This window comes from Pseudomonas sp. P4_B4 (assembly GCF_056402255.1).
Genome location: NZ_JBFUHS010000001.1, coordinates 185409 through 202936, shown reverse-complemented (window position 1 = coordinate 202936; position 17528 = coordinate 185409). Strand labels below are relative to the sequence as shown.

At 61.0% G+C, this 17528-nt stretch carries 12 protein-coding genes; 1 reads left to right on the top strand and 11 read right to left on the bottom strand.

Features of this window, described 5'->3' with window-relative positions; translation table 11 throughout:
* Nucleotides 1-89: 89 nt before the first annotated feature.
* Nucleotides 90-1010 carry a LysR substrate-binding domain-containing protein gene (locus tag AC1DVE_RS00985; protein WP_477783663.1) on the top strand — a complete coding sequence of 307 codons (921 nt, stop codon included), beginning with the start codon at nt 90-92 and terminating at the stop codon, nt 1008-1010.
* Nucleotides 1011-1058: 48 nt separating this feature from the next.
* On the opposite strand, the gene AC1DVE_RS00980 is transcribed toward AC1DVE_RS00985, so the two are convergent.
* From AC1DVE_RS00980 to AC1DVE_RS00930, 11 genes are read right to left on the bottom strand one after another with little or no spacing between them, the layout of a single operon-like run.
* On the bottom strand, nt 1059-2519 hold the full coding sequence (locus tag AC1DVE_RS00980; RefSeq protein WP_477783662.1) for a vWA domain-containing protein: 1461 nt from the start codon (nt 2517-2519) through the stop codon (nt 1059-1061).
* Nucleotides 2520-2576: 57 nt separating this feature from the next.
* Nucleotides 2577-3083 (bottom strand): hypothetical protein, encoded by a 507-nt coding sequence (locus AC1DVE_RS00975; protein WP_477783661.1) that lies wholly within the window; start codon nt 3081-3083, stop codon nt 2577-2579.
* A 3-nt stretch (nt 3084-3086) separates the two neighbouring features.
* Complete coding sequence (locus AC1DVE_RS00970; RefSeq protein WP_223455345.1) at nt 3087-3824, bottom strand: hypothetical protein; 738 nt, start codon at nt 3822-3824, stop codon at nt 3087-3089.
* 34 nt (nt 3825-3858) lie between these two features.
* Nucleotides 3859-5403 (bottom strand): SUMF1/EgtB/PvdO family nonheme iron enzyme, encoded by a 1545-nt coding sequence (locus AC1DVE_RS00965; RefSeq protein ID WP_477783660.1) that lies wholly within the window; start codon nt 5401-5403, stop codon nt 3859-3861.
* Nucleotides 5393-6616, bottom strand: coding sequence for an ABC transporter permease (locus AC1DVE_RS00960; protein WP_477783659.1), 1224 nt, complete (start codon nt 6614-6616; stop codon nt 5393-5395). The genes AC1DVE_RS00965 and AC1DVE_RS00960 overlap by 11 nt, the downstream gene beginning before the upstream one ends.
* Entirely contained in the window at nt 6600-7301 is a 702-nt protein-coding gene (locus AC1DVE_RS00955; protein ID WP_477783658.1) for an ABC transporter ATP-binding protein, read from the bottom strand. Before AC1DVE_RS00955 ends, AC1DVE_RS00960 begins: the two co-directional genes overlap by 17 nt.
* 10 nt (nt 7302-7311) lie before the next feature.
* Complete coding sequence (locus AC1DVE_RS00950; protein ID WP_477783657.1) at nt 7312-9291, bottom strand: vWA domain-containing protein; 1980 nt, start codon at nt 9289-9291, stop codon at nt 7312-7314.
* A gap of 11 nt (nt 9292-9302) precedes the next feature.
* Complete coding sequence (locus tag AC1DVE_RS00945; protein WP_477783656.1) at nt 9303-10316, bottom strand: hypothetical protein; 1014 nt, start codon at nt 10314-10316, stop codon at nt 9303-9305.
* Nucleotides 10317-10319: 3 nt separating this feature from the next.
* The gene (locus tag AC1DVE_RS00940; RefSeq protein ID WP_477783655.1) at nt 10320-13031 is read right to left on the bottom strand and encodes a putative virulence factor; all 2712 of its coding nucleotides are present in this window, start codon (nt 13029-13031) and stop codon (nt 10320-10322) included.
* Nucleotides 13028-16093: a virulence factor SrfB gene (locus AC1DVE_RS00935; RefSeq protein WP_223455357.1), complete on the bottom strand. Its 3066-nt coding sequence runs from the start codon at nt 16091-16093 to the stop codon at nt 13028-13030. The genes AC1DVE_RS00940 and AC1DVE_RS00935 overlap by 4 nt, the downstream gene beginning before the upstream one ends.
* A gap of 17 nt (nt 16094-16110) precedes the next feature.
* Nucleotides 16111-17469, bottom strand: coding sequence for an SrfA family protein (locus tag AC1DVE_RS00930; RefSeq protein ID WP_223532328.1), 1359 nt, complete (start codon nt 17467-17469; stop codon nt 16111-16113).
* Nucleotides 17470-17528: the final 59 nt, after the last annotated feature.

Sequence of the window (17528 nt, the reverse complement as noted above, 5' to 3'; positions counted from 1 at the left end):
AAAGGGATAAAAAGGATGGGTAGTATGAGTCAGACTCATGTTGGGGGTTTCTGCTACGGTAGCCGGATTGCGCTATAGGAGCTTTCCTCATGTCTCGTCGTCTTCCTCCCTTATATGCCTTGCGCGCATTTGAAGCGGCGGCGCGGCATAGCTCGTTTACCCGCGCCGCCGAGGAGCTGTCGATCACTCAGAGTGCCGTCAGCCGACACATTCGCACGCTCGAAGAGCATTTTGCCTGTCGGTTGTTTCACCGCAGCGGGCGCAATCTGCAACTGACCGAGTCGGCTCGGTTGATCCTGCCGGGTATTCGTGACGGGTTCACCGCCCTGGAGCGCGCCTGCAATACCTTGCGCGCCGAAGACGACATCCTGCGCATGAAGGCCCCGTCGACGTTGACCATGCGCTGGCTGCTGGCGCGGCTCAGCCGTTTTCGCCACCTGCAACCGGGTAATGAAGTACAACTGACCAGCGCCTGGATGGACATCGACTCGGTGGACTTCAATCAGGAGCCGTTCGATTGCGCCGTGATTCTCAGCAACGGGCATTTCCCTCTGGACTGGGAAGCGACGTTGTTATTCCCGGAGGAGCTGATTCCCGTGGGCGCGCCGAATCTTTTGAACGACCAGCCGTGGGACGTCGCGCGCCTGGCCAGCACCGAGCTGCTGCACCCAACGCCCGATCGTCGTGACTGGCGCAGTTGGCTGGAACGCATGGGCCTGACCGATCAGGTTTCGCTCAAGGGCGGCCAGGTGTTCGACACCTTGGAGCTGGGCATGATCGCCGCCGCCCGAGGCTACGGCGTGTCCATGGGCGATTTGTTGATGGTGGCGGAGGATGTTGCGCAGGGCCGTCTGAGTTTGCCGTGGCCGACGGCAGTCGCCAGCGGCGAGAATTATTACCTGGTCTGGCCGAAAACCCGCCCCGGAGGTGAACGTTTGCGCCGCCTCAGCGATTTTCTTTTGGGTGAGGTTCGGGCGATGGATTTGCCGGCGGTTGAGCACTTGAGCTGAATCATCGCGGGCAAGTCGGATCGCCTCAATTTCGGATCAGTCCCCAAGCTAATCGCACTTGGCATTGCTGGATAATTCCTTGCTTGCCTGTTTCAACTGGTTGCCCAGTTCAGCCGCGTTGGTGCTGTTGTAAACCCGGCCACCGGTGTTTTCAGCGATGCAACGTGACGGGCCGCCAACACCGATTTTCACCACGTTGACCCGCAGGCGCGGTTGTTCCTTGGCGATTCGACGGGATACCGCGCAAACGTCCTGCCCGCAACCGTCTTCTCCGTCGACAAACATCACGATAACCGCATCGTTATTGCGCCCGTCGACGGTACTCGCCGCGTGGGCCAGGCTGTCGGCCAGCGGTGTGCCATCGTCGGGAACCAGACCTCGAATCCCGTTGATCAGCCGCGGGCGGTCGCCGAACTTGAACACACCCCGGTCCGGTGTTCTTTCGCAGCCGGCGAAGGTGATCAGGCGTGTGTCGATCTTCGGGTCCAGCCCGTTGATCATGCTGGCCAGCGAGTCCTTGGCGACGTCCATGCGGCTGGGTCTGGCGGTGAGCCGCATGGTGCGGTTCGGGTCCAGGAGCTTGTTGAGGTCATTACCGAAGAACCAGTCCTCGTCGGCTTTCACTGACTTGATGTTCAAATCCATCGAACCCGAGGTGTCGAGCACCACCACGAATTGCGGGACCTCTGCGTTCGGCGCTGTTTTGCGGCATGCGAAGTTGTCCAGCGTCGGGGCTGGTGGCGGGGCAGCCACTACCGGTTTGGGTGGTGGAACCGGTTTGGGTGGCGGGGTCGGCTTGGGTGCTGGTTTTGGTGGCGGGACCGGCTTGGGTTCCGGTGCCGGTTCTGGCGCGGGTTCTGGTACCGGAGCAGGTTTCGGTTCCGGTTCCACGACAGGCTCGGGGGCAGGCTCAACCGGTTTCTCAACCGGCGTCACCACTGGCGCCACTGGCGCGACAGGCGGAACTACAACAACCGGCTCACGGTGCAGGAACCACCAGAGCCAGAGCGCCAGAAGCAGCAGCAACAACGCGAGCAAGGCCGCCGCGATCCACCAGCCTCGACGCGATGGCGGCACGACCGGAACGAGAGGTACCACCGGCGGCACGATCGGTTTGGGCGGGCGCTGGTTCCAGCGCACCACCAAAGGCTCACCGTTGAGGCTGTAGAGTTTGTCCAGCTCAGGCGTGCCGAGCAGGCTGCGCAGGTCATCCGCTACCGTCGGTTGACCGCGTTTTTGCAGTTCGTCCGCCAGCTGTCCAAGGGACGTCTGTCGCACTTCATAGGTTTCCAGCAAACGTCGTTGCGCGTCCTCGTTGAGGTCGCCATAGGGCGTGGGTTGGCCGCCCAGTTCGGTCCACCATTCCAGCACGTCGCCGCTGCCCATCCGCGGGATAGCAAACAGACTGGCGACGGTCGGCGGAAAGTGTTTCTGGATGAGGGCGACTTTGGCTTGCAGCGCACTCATCCCCTCCGATGTGGCTTGCGCATCCCTGATGACCCGCTGCATGACGACGATTCCTGAAAAAGTGCAGGCATCCATCGGGATGCCCTGCGGGGTGAAAAGTTACTCTTCGTAGCCGAGGCTGAATTGCAGCTGATTAACCTTCTTCTGCAACGTTTTCAGCTCTTGCTGCTTGGCCGCCAGCGTCGCTGGCGTTGATTTGGTCGTTGGTGCCGCTTGCGAAGCCTTGAGCTGCCGCTCGAGGTCGGCAATCTGCTTCTGCACTTGGGCTTCATTGCCATGCCGGGCCTTGAGCGAGTTCAGCAGTTGCGTCAGCGACTGATTCAGCGCCGCCTGGGATTTCTGCTGGCTGGCCAGATCGGTCTTGGTGCTGAGTTGCTGGGCCTGAATGTTCTCGTACACCTGACGGAACATTGCGTTTTGCTGCCGGGACTCGCTCAGGGCCAGTTCCTTCTGCTTGACCTGATCGCTGTAACCACCGGAGTAGTCGCAATTCATCTTGGTCAGCATGCTGCTGTCGCGATTGGTCGGATCGCATTCGCCGGGCTGAGTCGCGCAACCGCTCAGGGCCAGGACGGCAGTGAAGACCATCAGTTGTCGTAGCGTCATGTGTCAGCCCAGTGTGATTGCGGAGCGTTGGCTGTACAGAGCGTCGACTTCCTTCTGCAGGCTGACGACTTTCTGATTCATTCTCTGAATGTTCATGTCCACCTGCCTGATCTCGGCGCTGGTGCCTTGTGAGCGCTCGGCGTCTGCCACTTTGCTGTACTCGGTGACTTTGGTACGCATGTTGGCCAGGTCCTTACGCAGGCGCGCGATGTCCGAATCGATCCCGGCGATTTGCGCCTGAGCTCTGCTCTTGTCGACTTTCTTGTTGGCGATGTCCTTTTTGATCTGGGCGATTTGTGCCTGATCATCATTGATCACTTGCTGAGCGGTCGCGGTACGGGCGATCACGTTCTGCGTGTCTTGTTCGACGTCGCTGTTCATCTTCGCCAAACGGGTGGTGGTGTCGGCGTATTCGGCGCGACGTTGATCCAGGTAATAGTTAGCGCCCATGGCCACGCCACATGCGGTAATACCGGCGGCGATGACGCACACGGTTTTGTTGTTGCTGTTGGACAGCGCGCAAGCGAGGATGCCGACACCGGCGCCGACGGCGCAGGCCTGGTATCCGGACTTGCTGAAGAACTCTGCGTCATTGCCCTGGGTCAGGCGCGGGTCGGCACCGTCGCCTTCGCCTTCGCCGAGCATAGAGCTGCCGGTGTTGGCGCAACCGGTCATTAGCAGGCTGCCGGCAACTACGAAAGCGATCTGTAGCTTGAAGCGAGTCCAAAGGCTGCGCGACATGGTGAAACTCCTAGGTAACGGCGTTGACGCGTTGTTATTGAGTGACGGTTTTGCAGCTGGTCAGCCAGGCTTCAGTGTCGATTTTCTGCTTTTGCAGGAACGCCTTCTGATTGGCCCAGTGGGTGCGCAAGTAAGGTTTGAGGTCTTGCAGCTGTTTATTACGGGTGATGATTTCTTCCATTACCGGGACTTGCGTTTCAAGCAGTGGCTGGCCGTACAAGGTAGCCGACTCCACCAGGCTGCTGGCGTAGTAACGGCTGAGTTTGTGCAGGCGATCCTTTTGCTCCTCGAGCTTGCCTTTACGCATGTCGCAACTGGCGTCTTTGTCTGCGCTTTCGCAGTTGAGCTTGTAGTTCTTTTGCAGGAAGTCCACGTATTGGCCGTCGTCGAGCATCTTGGTGCACAGGAACGCACCCAGGTTGAGGCTGGCGCGGATCGCCTGGTCGCGGGTTTCTTCCTGCTGCTGGTTGCTGGCACGCAGCTGGTTTTCCAGGGCCTGGAGTTTTTCCTTGAGCGCTTTGTCTTCGACGCCCGAGGCGAGGCTGTTCAGGGATTGTACGGTGCCTTTGTCGGCGGATTCGGCTTCCTTGCTGCCGGTGCCGAGTTTCTTCCAGCTGCTTTCGATGCTGGCGACCCGTTCGCGAGAGGTGAGGGTCGGTGAGACCATGACCAAGCGCAGGCCGGTGGTCTTGTTTTTCACCTGGCCTTCGGCGTTGTAATACGGCTCTTCCTGGCGCAGTGCCGTACGCAGGTCGGCCTGCGCGGTCAGGTAGTTGCCGCCACGGACGACGTAGCCGCCGGCCTGACCGTGCTGGCGGTCGAGTTTGTTCAGGCGAAACGGCTCGAACATCATTTCGTCGACGTTACCGAGCATGTCATGCAGGCCCAGCGGGTTGGGCTTTTGCAGTCCGGTCAATTGCACTTTGCCGTTGGACGATTGCGCCCCGGCGAACCACTCGTAGGCGTTGATGCCTTCTGGCATCGGGTAGTGCGTGTCGCGGAATTCAGCGGCACCGACTTCCAGCCCGCCGCGCGCGGCGAACTCCCATTCGACTTCGGTTGGCAGGCGCAGAAAGCCTTGCGCGCCGTCTTCCTTGGGCAGCTTGCCGGCGGCGTTTTTGCGCAGCCACAGGTTGTACTTGTCGGCGGCTTCGATGGCTTGCACCCAGCTGATCGCCGTTTGCGGCAAGCGCATCTTGGTGGCGGCGGTGGGGCAGGTTGCTTCGGTCAGCGCGGCGTATTGCAGTTGACTCATCTCGTACTTGGCCATCAGGTAGTAGCGGGATTTGTCGTTCTTGGCCCCGGTAAAACTGCCGGCGATAAAGGTCGGACGGGTCTGTTCGACATAGCCGTATTCCGCGCCGTCCTGACCGATGTTGATTGGGTAGTCATCCAGGGGACCTGCGACCGGAATGAACACCTTGCGAAACACCATAGAGCCTTCGCAGGGCATCGGCAGCACGACGTCGCTAGCCTCGGGCATCGGGTTGTAATACTTCTCTTCCCAGCCCGCCGCCGAGGCGTCGAGCAAGTAGCCGAGGCTCAGGGGTAACAGCAAGCCAAAACGTTTATAGCTCACGCAGACTCTCCGCAGGTTGGATGTTGATGGCTCGCAGGGCACCAATCATGGCCACCAATGCAGCGACCAAAAAGGTCAGGAGCAGGGCGGCCAGGCCATGCCAAACAGTGATGTGGCAAACAAAGGTACCGGTGGCCCGACTGCTGCCGAGCAAGTAGTCGAACAAATGACTGCCAACGGCATAAAACCCCAGCCCGCCAACGTAGCCGGCCAGGCTCAGCGCAAGCGCTTGCAGAATCACGAAACCACCGACGGCCCTGCGTTTGAAACCCAGCAGACGCAGGACCGCCAGGCTTTTGCGTTTACGGTCGATGTTGGCCAGGAACGCGCCAACCATCGATGCCACGCAGCCGATCAGCGCCGCCGCGGCGATCACACCGAAGATCAGCCCCAGCACATGGTTGATGGCTTTGACGTTGTCGATGTCGGCCAGTCGGCTCGAGGTTTCGATGTGTTGTTCGTTGAGCCAGCGTTCCAGCGGCGCGACCTGATCAATGTCGCGCGCATACACGCGGGCGCGGGCATACAGCGGTTGCAGATTACCCTGAGGCTTGCCGGTGTCAACGCCGAACCCACTGACCTGATAACCGTCGCGAAAGCGCTCCAGATCCAGCAGCAGCGGCGGGGCGACAAACCCGGCAGCGCGACCGAAGCGGGCACCGTCGAGCACGGCCAGTACCGTCAGCGTCATCTCGCCGCGTTCATTGACACCTTCCAGGCGGCGCAAGGCCCGCAGCTGCACGCTGTCGCCGGCCTTGGCCTGCAAGCGTTGCGCTGCGCTCGCGCTGAGGATCACTTGATTGCCGACGGGGTTGAGTGGCGCCAGGTTCAGTTGTGGGTCGCCGGGCTCAGTGGCGATGATTTCCGCGCCTTCGACAAACCGTTGCATGCCGATCAGCAGGTCAGCCTGGGTATTGAGCGAGCGGGTCTGGCCGAGGGCAAAACCGGTCTCGGGGCGCAGGCGTAAACGCTCGATCCAGGCCGTGTCGTAGTTGCCGTTGCTGAGCATCTTCACTTCAAGGTTGCGCGGGTCGCGCAGCAGTTCGTCCTGCAGCTGGCTGACCACCCCGTGTTTGAGCCCGAACAGCAACAACAACGGCGCGATCACCGCCACCAGGGAGGCGGCGATACACAGCGAGACCTTGCGGTCGTGCCAGAGGTCTTGCAGTGCCAGTGAGCCCAGCAGGCGCAAGCGATCAGTCCATCGGTTCAAACAGAGTCTCTCCCTGATGGCTGATAGCGCCGAGTCGCGGCAAGCCGAAATCCTTCAGCAGGGCCCAGTCATGGGATACAACGAGTGCACTCAGGCCCATGCTCGACACCAGGCTCAGGAGCAACTCGAACAAACGCCGGGCACTGTGAGGGTCGAGCGCGGCGGTCGGCTCGTCGGCCAACAGCAGCAGCGGTTCATGGGCAATTGCCCGAACGCAGGCAACGCGCTGGCGTTCGCCAATCGACAAGGCCTGAGGTTGTTTATCCAGCAACCCTTGCAGGCGCAACACGTCAACGGCGTGGTCGATGTGATCGCTCTTCGCCGGCATACCGAGCAAACGGCGCGGCAGGCTGATGTTGTCTCGCACGCTCAGGAACGGCAGCAAGCCGCCGCTCTGCAAAATGAATCCCAAATGCCGTGAACGCACCGCTGCAAGAGCAGGCTGGTCGTCAGTGGCCAGCAGTTGGGCGATATCCTGAGCGTACGTCGGGCCCAGCCGGAAGCGCTCGAGTTCCACCGGCGCGAGCAACAGGCCGATGGCTTCGAGCAACGTGCTTTTGCCGCTGCCGCTCTCACCGGTGATGGCGAGGATTTCTCCGGCGCCGATCCGCAAGTGCGGCAGTCGCACGTGATGAGCCTGTGCGCCTTGACCACGGCGCACCAGCAGGTTCTTGATATCGAGCATGGGTGTCTCGTTAAGGCATCATTTCCAGTGGCACGGGGTAGACGTTGTCCCGCGCATCGCTGTCTTTGGCTAAAGCTACCCAGCGGTCGACATCGGCGTTGTAACGCTGGTAATGCCGCAGTTTGGTGTTCAGTGTGCGGATGAATTTTTCTTGTGCCAGACCATCCCAGCTCTTCCAGGTCTCTTCATCCAGGTTCAGCACTTCACTCTGATAGGGCAGGTCTTCGAGGTATTCACCGAGGACGCCCATGTCCGCCAGTTTGGCGTTGCTGTTCTGTTTGAGCTGATTGGGATCGGCGCCCATGGTCGCCGCCACCGAGCGCAGGCGATCGAACATTTCCGTCGGCGAAATCAGGCCTTCGTTGGCGGCATCGAGAATCTGCTTCATCACGTCGCTCAAGTCGCTGAGCTGTGACTTGGTCAGCAGCACCCGCACGTCGGTGGTCGGGATGTTCTGCTTGATCAGGTCGCGGTCGGTGATCCATGCCTTGAACACTGGCGGGGCTTTGCTGTTGGTCTTCTCGCCGAGATAGGCGAGTTGCATGGCGTGACCGATCAGCGCCGCGTCTTCGAGCATTTTTTTCTCGGCCGGGTCCTGCTTGGCGTTCGCCGCGCTGCCGATTGCGTCTTCGCCCATGTAGGCGGCTTTGACTTGTGTAGTGATCGCCGCGGCCAGTGCGTCGACCTTGCGCCCGAATTCCTGCACATCGCCAGCGTTCACCGGGTAGTACAGCGAGGTGTTGGTGCCCGGGTAGGTCGACAGGTTCTGGTACTGCGCCTCGGCCTTGGCGTGGTCCTTGGCCCCGGCCGGGGTTTTCAGGTGCAGGGTGTAAATCGCCACGCCTGGGTTGGCGGCTTCGATACGCACCTGTGCGGCGCTCAAACCGGTCTTCGACAGCTTGTCGTCGCCTTCGATGGCGCCTGCATCGGTGATCAGCACCACGTAGCGTGCGCCGAACTGGCTCCAATCGACCTTGTCGATGCTCTCCATGACGCCGGCAAACGAGTCTTCATCGAAGGTGCTGCTCGACACGGTGGCTTGTTTGAGGTCGGCGATCTTGGCGAAAAAGTCGGCGCTGTCTTTCACCTGTGTCGGGTCGGCGTACATCTTGGTGGTGTATTCCAGCCCCGGCACCGCCTGGGTGTTGGAGCGGAAAGCCACCAGGCCGAATTTGACCTGTTTGCCGAGATTCTGCGCTTCGATCTTCTGGTAAACCTTGCGGATCGCCTCGCGGGTGCGGTCGATGTAGGGGTCCATAGAGATCGTCGAGTCGATGACAAATACTACGGCCGCACTGAATTCCTTCAGCTGGTTGGCCTTTTTCTCTTCGGCTTCCTTGCTGCCGGCAGCGCTGTTTGCAGCACCGCCCTTGGCGTTCTTGTCATCCGGCTTGCTGACGGAGGCGACGTTGAGCAGGCGCGTGCGGAAACCGCTTTCGGTCATGACTTCTTCGCCACTGAGCACCGGCAGCAGGTAAAACTGCTTTTGCAGGTCGACGAAGTATTCCGGTTCTTCAGCCAGTACGCCCGGTGCTTGCTGGCCCTTTTTCAGCGTGGCCCGCAGCGGCGCGACTTTGCTGACCGGGTCCGGTGCATCAAGAATGCCTTCGACGGTGGCGCGGTCCTTGAAGAACAGCAGGCGGTCGCGGTTGGCCGGGTTGGTGAAGGCCAGCGTCAGCTGCATCTTCCAGTCGGTGGTGCAGCTGGCAGGCAGCCAGCCAATGGTTTTTCCGTAGCTGTCGGGGCCGACTTTCAGCCACTCGGCGTTGTTTGCTTGCGCGCGCTCGTACACATAAAAGCGGCTGAAGACCGGTTGTGCGTCGCCTGACGCACCGCCCGCCGCCGGGCTGATTTTGCAGCCCGGCGTGGTCAGCACGCGTTGGAACAGGGTCTTTTTACCGGCCTGGATCAGCGGTTTGTCATCGGCCTGGGACAGCGGGCTGATGCACAGCGCCAGTAATGCGGCACCGCTCAGCAGGAATCGACTCATGGGCGAACGCATCACTTCTGCAACTCCTCGAAGCGCTGCTTGGCTTCGGCGTTGTTCGGGTCCTGGGTGAGGATGGTTTCATACCAGTAGGCGGCGGTGGCGTTGTCCGCGGCCGGGAAGCACTCGCTGGCCTTCAGGTATTTAGGGTCGTATTCGCGGGCATAGGCGTTGGCGATCAGAGCGTCACCGGCCTGGGCACGGTTGGCGTACAGGCGCTGGGCGACGCCGCAGTGTTTGCCGGCCTTGGCCTGGTTGATGATCTCCAGCAACTTGGCACTGTCGGGCGCAGCCTTGATGCAAGTCTGGACGAAGGTCAACTCGGGCAGGCTGTTCATGCTGTCGAGGGTGCAGGCTTGAGCGTCGGCGCCGGCGGGTGCGGCGGCAGTGGCTGCAACCGCAGGGGCCGGGGGACGTTTGTAGAACCAGAATCCTGCGCCCGCCGCCAGCAGCAACACCACAATCAACAGACCGATCAGGCCTTTGTTGCTTTTCTTCACCGGTGCGGGAGGCCGCGTATAGGCGGGCTCGGTGAGTACCGACTCCAACTCCACTTCTGGCTCGGCGGTAGACAGGGTCAGTTCAGGCAGCTCCGGGATCTCCGGTGCAGGTACGCTCGGCGCCGTCAGTTCGGCACCGCCGTAAGTCGAGCGTGTCTGGCCGCCGGCCGTGGACGGCAGCAAGCCGACGCCTGGCCGAACCACGCCTTTGTCGGCGTGGCCTTGGCTCTGTTCGCGCAGTTCGATCTGGAATTGCGAGTTGGCGCCGCCTTCCAGCAGCGGGTCGACCACGCCCGGGCCGACCTGCGTTTCCAAAGCTTCGCCGTTGGCCGTGTGGTTGAAACGCGAGACCTTGAACCAGAATGGATTGTTGCTCCACGCCTTGTGGTCCTGAAGGTAAAAACCGTCCTGGTTGCGCTGAATGGAAAACTCCAGCTGTTCCTCGCCACCCTGCCATTTCTTCACAGTGAGGCGGGCCTGGCCAGGCACATTGGGCTCTAACGCGAGCAGGTCGACACGAATTGGCATTGCTTATCTCGCTGCGAAGGCTGTGAGCACTTGGCCCAGCCGTTCGTTCTGTTCAGGGGTGATTTCACGTCCGGCCCCATGGCCGGCATTGTCCTGCGTGATGTAGGCCAGGCCCGAAAGCCAGTCGCCGAGATACAGCTGTGCCTGATTGGCCGGTTGCGCCGGCAGCACGGGCACTTGTCCCGGGCCAATGTCGGCGTAGAACGAAAATAAAGGCGCCTTGGCTCCGGCGCGGCTGTTCGGGCGCTCGTTCACCGGCTTCTGGAGGTAGCCGAACCAGGACACGAAATCGCGCAGCACACGTTGCACTTCCAATACCTGGCGTTCGACCAGTTGATCGCGCCGCGCGCCACTTTGTGCACGCTTGAGGACGGCGCGGCTCAGTTGCCCCGGCAAGTCCTGGCGATAGCCGGCGGTGATCAGTTCATCGACCACCGCTTCCAGCAAGGCCTTTTCCAGCCCCAGCAGGTTGAGCAGGCTTTGCCGGGTGGTCAGTTCACGCAGGTGCGCGATCCAAGCCTTGAAGGCCGCTTTGGCAAAACGGTGCTCGTTGCTTTGCAGTTCGGGCGCCGGGGCGCCGGTTTTGCTGCTGACTGGCGCGTCGTGGCTCAGGTCATCACTGAAATCGAAATCGAAACCGGCGTCGTTTCCGTAGAGACTCTGGCTCGGTGTCGGGGCGATCGGTTCGTCGTTCACGGCCGGCTCGTCATCGGTTTCGTACACGCCGCTGAGGTACAGGTCGCGCACCTCTTCGCTCGGCATGTCGAGTTGATCGATCAATTCGCCAAGTACCGCCGGGCGACGGCCCAGGCCCGTCAGAATCATTTGCGCCTTGGCTTTCTTGGCGGCTGCGGCGCCGTCGTCATCAGCGTGGTACCAGGTGTTCAGACCGTGAGTGGTCAGGCCTTCGAGGCATTCGCTCAATTGCTCGCGGATACGCTGCAATTTGAATTCGATATTGGCCACACCTTTGAAGCTGCCGCTGAAGTGGCTGATGCCACCGTCATCGTTGCGCAGCATTTCTGCCCAGGCGTTGGCCGGGCTCTTGATGTGTTTGCACACCAGAGCGTTGCTTGCGAAGCTGGTGCCCAACGCGCTGACACGTTCCTGATAGATGTCATTGAGGCCGGTTTCCGCACCGGTCGCGTCTTGCCCGATGAACGCCGCGTCCATACGCGGTTTGCGCACCAGGTAGGTGTTCTGGAACGGTGTGCCGGCCCAGTCGTTCATCCAGCTCAAGCTGCCGAAGCGCTCCAGCATGGTCAGCTTGACCATGCCGTTCCAGCTCTCGTCGTACTGATCAGGCGTCAGGCTCAGGGAGTTGGTGATGCGCAGGTCGAGCATGGTCAGCGCCCAGATCAGACCGGTGTCGCGTTTGCTGCGAGCAGCCGAGTCGGCGCCCTGGGTCTTTTCGATCCAGCGGGTCAGCACCGGGCCCACGTCGTTGACGTCGCTCTGCTTGGTCGAGCCTGTGCAGACCACCAGCGCGTTCATTTCCTGGTTGTCGGTGTAGCGTTCGAACAGGTAGGCGACCTTGCCGCGCAGGATCAGCTGGGAAACGGAGTTGTCCTTGGTGGTGGATTGCGGGTCGTTGGAATCGGCGATCTCGTGCAGCTTCTGGCGCCCGCGATAACCGGGGAAATCCAGCAGGTCGACCTGATTGACGATGTCATCTACCGGCGCTTCGATCAGGCGGAAGGTCATTTCGGCGGTCAGTGCCGCCAGTTGCGCGACCGGAATCGCCTGACTGTTTTGCAGGCGATCGCCAACCAGCGGTCGAACATCGATCGGCAAGTCCAGCGGGCTGCCGAAGCGTTCGAGGATGTCGACGTTCATGATGCTGTCGCGCTGGCTGTAGGTGTCGTTTTCGAAACTCACCAAGGCCTTCAACGGTGCGAACACGGTCTCGGGCAGACCCAGCCTGTGCAGCGCGCCGGCCAGTTGCTGGTACACGCGCGTCAACTCGCTTTGCTCACCCCAGAGGATCGAAAACAGCTCGGCCCGTTCCTGGAAATTCAGGCGTGGCGCCAATTGCAACGCTTTTGGCCAGTACAGGTGCTCAAGCTTCTTCACCGAGTTGCGGAAGTTGTCGCGCAGGTAATCCCACAGCGACACCAGATCGTCAGCATTGACCCCCGTTTGCAGCGGGCCGGTTTCGCGGCCTTCGAGCGGTTTGAGCACGCGCTGGATGCGCTCTTCGTCGATCTCGTAGGAAATCCGCTCAAGGTCGAAATCCTTGAACCAGGCGTTGGCGAGAATCTTCGCCAGCTCGATTTCCTTGAACAGCGTGAGTTCTACCGGGAAGTCCTTGTCTTGACTTTCCGTCGCTCGACGGCTGAAGCGCGTCACCAGGCCGGTGGCTTCCTTGCCACCACCCACCGGGTTGATGTGCTTGATGAAGTCCAGGTGCTGGCCGCCGAAATCGGTTTCCAGTTTGCCGTTCTGACCGGCGGCGAGGGCCGAAATCAGGTAGGACTTGCCGGCCTGGGACAAACCGAAAAAGCCAATGGTCATCGGCGTGCAGGCCACGCGACCGAGGCTTTGAGCCAGGTTGCGGGCGCGGTGCAGGCGGATGTTCAGGTTGTCGGCTTCGCTGTCCAGGCGCGGCGCATTGCCGCGCGTCTGGCCTATCCAGTCCAGCGCCTGACCGGCGCCTTCATAAACAGCGGCCCAACTGGCAGAGAGCTGAGTTTGATCGGGGGTCAGGTCATTCATTTGCGTTTCACACTTCCACTGTCGAGCCAGTACTTGGTCTCGCTCAGGCCGGCGTCGAGCATGGTGTTGAGTTCCAGCTCGAGGTCGCTGCGCGGGTTGAAGTTGACGTTGTTGCTGTTGGATTCGATGTCGCGGACCGAGAGGCGGTCGCTGACCAGATCCTGCTTGCGCGTGTATTTGTCTGCCGGTTTGACCTCAAACCGCACCTTGAGCAGCGGGGCGCTGCCGTTTTCACCGATTGCGCGGGAAAACTTCTCCCGACCCGCCTTGGTGAACCGCAAGGTGTACAGCGGCGAGGCGGCCCAGCGGTCGGCGGCCAACTGGCGGAAACCGAGGCGCAGATCGCCGCGCATTTCCAGCTGTGGCGTGTCGGCGGCGTCGCCCGTGCCGATTTCCGGCAGCTTTATTTTGTAGTCTTCGGACTGGATGTCGCGGTACAGCACGTCGGCATCCTTGATCACGTTGTTCAGGTCGATGACGCCGATGTGCTTGACCGTCGAATACGGCTTGAGCGCCGATGCCCGGAAGTAGAAGTTCGGCACGCTGTGGTTGGCGCACAACAGGCAGAGCATGGCGCCGACCGAGGCGGTGCTTTTCGGGTCGTCGATCCGGCCGTTCTTGTGAAATGGATACCAGCCGCCGGTGCGGTAGTTTTGCAGCGCCAGAATGCGCCCCGGTGGCAGCGGCAACACCTTGCGAATGAACGCCTGGATGCCGGGCAGGCGCGAAGGGCGGCCGGTCAGCAGCAAGACATCACACGGGTAATGCGCGACCACTTCACACAGCGCACCAAGGATCTTGGTGATGTTGATCTGGTCGTTGAGGAACGCGGCGTGGAGCTTTTGCAGGTCGAAGCTGATCGGCGCGGCATACAGGTCGAAACCGCTCTGACCGCCGACATCGCGACGCACGGCGGCATTGACGTAGTCGAGTACGGTCTGGCTGATTGCGTTGTCACCGAGCAATTGGCGGTAGCTTTGCGGGGTGACTTCTTGCGGGACCTGCGGATCGTAATGCTCGTACGCCTTGAGTAGCGCCAGGCCCAGCGGGGCGAACACCTGGAGGTTCAATTGCTGACGCAGGATCATGTCCTGGGCGCTGACCGATTCATCGCCACACAGCCGTGACATCAGCGAATCCGCGGCTTTCACGCCAGCGTTCTGCAAGGCTTTTTCGAAACTCGGCAGGACGAAGTCCTGAATCACGTCCAGCAGGATGTCGTCGCCGGCCACTTTGAAGCCATCGCGAAAACGCTGTTCGGGCACGATGTGCACGTTGCTGCCGCTGCCGGTATTACCCGCGCGGTCGAGGCGATAGTCGGTGATCACCAGGTCGGTGGTGCCGCCGCCGATGTCGATGGTCGCGAGGGTGATGCGTTGGCGGTCGACCTTGTCCGGCCGGGCGATGGTGTCAAAAAACTCCTCCGGGTGACCGGCGAAGTTCTCGTTGACCTCGGTGTACAGGTACACCAACTGGCCGCAGGACGCTTCGTCCCATTCCACGCGGATACTCGGAATCGGCGTGCACGGGCTGACGGCCTGATCCTGATGTGGATCTTCCTCGCCGGCATGCCAGCCGAGGCTTTTCCACACCAGGCCGATGGCTTGCAGCATGCGTTCGTTGAGGATGCTGCGCTCGGCCTGTGGCATGCCCGGCGGCACGGTCAGGGTAATGCTGTTGAGCTGGCGCGGCACGCGGGTGTGACCCTGGCGCGAGCGCTGGGCCGGGCTGTTGATTTGCGACAGCGCCTGGGCCAGCACTTCGGCGAGCATGAAGGTCATTAGCGAGCTGCGTGAATAACGCGGCATGAACACCGGCAGACGATCGTCTTCTTCGAGGCTGTATAGCGCCTCGCCGGTTTCGTTGATCAGATGCGAGAACGGCGTGGCGGTGGCGTACGGCTCGTTGTCGGTCTTTATGTACGAGCAGTTGAAACGCCAGCCGTGGCCATAGGCGTTTTCGTCCCACAGATAGCGTTTCGGGCTGGACAGGCCAGTGGAGCCTTCGGTGCCGCGACGACGACTGGCCAGACGACTGGCCTCATTGCCGACACGGGCAATCGTCGCCCATTGGAACGCATCGTGACGACCGCTCTTGACCGAGCAGTGGTCCTTGCCGAAGTACGCTTGGGAGAACTCTACGCGGCTTTCGAACGGCAGGTTGTAGGTGTGTTCGGGGGTGATCAGGTCGCGCAGTTCCAGCACGTAATTCTGCTTCAGCCCGGAGCCGGCCTGACCGTGGTTTTCGATCAGGATGCCGCAGGTGCGTGAGTTGCCGACATCCAGCACCAGGTCCACCGGAATCGGTTTGACCAGGCCATTGCTGTCGTTGGCGACCACTTTCAGCTCGGGGATTTCAACTTTCGCCCGGGCCTTCGACTGCTGGGCGGCTGACGGTTTGCTCAACAGGCTGAGCAAGTTGAGGTAGTGCGCCAGGTGATAGTTAGCGCGGATATCGATGTCCAACTCTGCGCGCGAACGGTGGGCATTGCCCTCATTGAACACTTCCAGCAACCACTCGTTGACCCACGGCTGCGCCAGAAACCAGCGGGTTTCGCTAGCCTTGGTCGCCAGTTTGAAAGACACGCCGGAGCTGATGTCTTCTTCGTTTGGCGCCAGATATGCAGTGCCGTCACGCTTGGGCATCACACGGCTGTCGAACGCCATCGTCAGGCGGTGGGTGTTACCGTCGATGTCGGGAGTCGCCAGTTTCACCAAGCGCATGCGCGACCAGTTGGTCGGGCCTTCGTCGAAGCGATGCGGCGGCATGAAGCGGAAAAATGGGGTCGGCAGCCAGATACCGTCGAGCAAATCGAGGCTGCTTTTCATGTCGACGCTGAACGCAGGTTTGGCTTTTTCGACCTTTTCCGGTTCGGGCTCGTAGAAAAAGAAGTCTTTCTCTTCGTTGTACGCCAGGCGGCATATCAGCCCGCTGATCATCGGTGCGAACTCGCCCGCCGGTTCCTTGCGGGGATCCAGGCGCAGGGCGAAATCCATGAACTGGATGCCGGTGTCGCTGACCAGCGTGACGGTGTCTTCGAATTGAGTGACTTCAGGCAACATGTCGGGTTATTCCGTTTTTATTCGGCCACTTGCCGCATGGACATGGGGAATTGTTCTTTTCCGTAACCGCCGGTGCAGTCCGCGACAGTGGTCGCCCCTTTGCGGCAGTTGACCTTGGGCATGTCGTAAGTGCTGCCATCGCCGCAAACGGCCTGGCCCTGGCTGTCAATGGCCAGGCTGCCACCCTTCATAGTAGCGCTCACCGGCCCGCTACATTTCGAGCCGTCGGCCTGGTGTACGGTGACTTGGCCCTTACCGTCCTTGAGCTGGTATTCCAGACGCAGCGGTTTGCCGGTTCGGCGATCCTGAATACCAGCTCCTGCGCGGTACTGACCGTCGAGGAACTTGGCGGCACCGTCGGCGGCGTCTGGCGGGATGCTCAGGGGAGGGCCGGGTTTTGTGGCGGCGGATTTTTCTGCCTCGGGCGATGTGACATTCGGCGGCGCGGTTTTGTTTTCGGGTGGCGCAGTTCTGTTTTCGGCTGCCGGGTCTTTGGCTGGGTCTTTGGTCAAGTCGGCGGGTGCTGCGTCAGCCTCGTTACCCTCGACGGCCGGCGATTCCACGCCTTGGGCTCCGGTCACGGCGGTGCCCGTTCCAGTGGTGGAGCCTATAACGGAGCCTGTCACCGGAACGCCATTGAGCGTCGTGACATTGCCGGGCAGTTGCGGCTCTTCCAGTTGTTTTTCCACCGGAACGATGCCCTCAGGCAGCAGGTCCACCGCCACTAATGGAATCGGGACGCAACCGCGCAGGCCGAGCAACAGCCACAAAAGGAGCAGCAGGAGCGGCAGCAACAGCCACCACCAGCGACGCCACCACGGACGAGCCACCACCGGCACGACGGGCGCAACAACAGGCGCTTCAACCACGGGTGGCAGCGGCGGAGCCTGATAGAGGCAGTGCAGGGGATCGCGATTGAGGTCGGTACCGGCGTGCTCGAAACCCCAAAAGGTCAGCACCGGTTTGCCTTGCACCAGGTAGACGAAGTTTTCGTCAGGGATATGAATGACGCGCTTGAGCAACTTGCCGAACACGGCTTTGTCGCCTTGCTGCTGTTCACCGGAATCAGTGCCCAGGAAACGCTGGCTCAATTCCTCGAGTGCAGTCTTGAGGGCTTCAAGTTGGCGCCGGGCAGGGGCGCGCTCTTCTTCGGTCGCGCTGCTCCACGGGATCACATCGCCGTCGAGGGCGCTGTACCAATCGATCTGGTTGCCGAGTTCATCGCTTTGAGGGATGGCCAGATGATCGACCAAATCGGGGTTCTTGCGGCGAATGGCTTCGCGCAATTGCAGAGCCGCCCGGTAGACCGGTTGACCTGTTTCACCGAGGGCAGTGAATGACCCGCTCTTACCGCTGCGTAATAGTGCCCCGCGCATTCAAACTCCATACGATCCGTTGCGCAAAAATGACAGACAAATGTGTCTGTACTTGCTCC